Origin of the sequence: Mycobacterium angelicum (assembly GCF_002086155.1) — a bacterium.
Classification (GTDB): domain Bacteria; phylum Actinomycetota; class Actinomycetes; order Mycobacteriales; family Mycobacteriaceae; genus Mycobacterium; species Mycobacterium angelicum.
Window position 1 is genome coordinate 1 of sequence record NZ_MVHE01000407.1, and the last position, 264, is coordinate 264.

1 pseudogene is annotated in these 264 nt (G+C 65.2%); it reads left to right on the plus strand.

Going from position 1 to position 264, the window contains the following annotated elements:
* Positions 1 to 264, plus strand: a pseudogene (locus BST12_RS30020) (IS3-like element IS1141 family transposase); the annotation flags it as partial.

Here is a 264-nt window from a genome sequence, read left to right on the forward strand (position 1 = left end):
GCCTCGCGTGAGTCGAAGGTCTTGGCCGAGCGGCTGATCGCGCAAACCCTTGCCGCCCAGCACATCAGCGCCGACCAGCTGACCCTGCACGCCGACCGCGGCTCGTCGATGAGCTCCAAACCGGTGGCACTGCTGCTGGCCGACCTCGGTGTCACCAAGTCGCACTCACGCCCGCACACCAGCAACGACAACCCGTTGTCTGAGGCCCAGTTCAAGACCCTCAAGTACCGGCCCGACTTCCCGAAACGGTTCGAGTCGATCGAG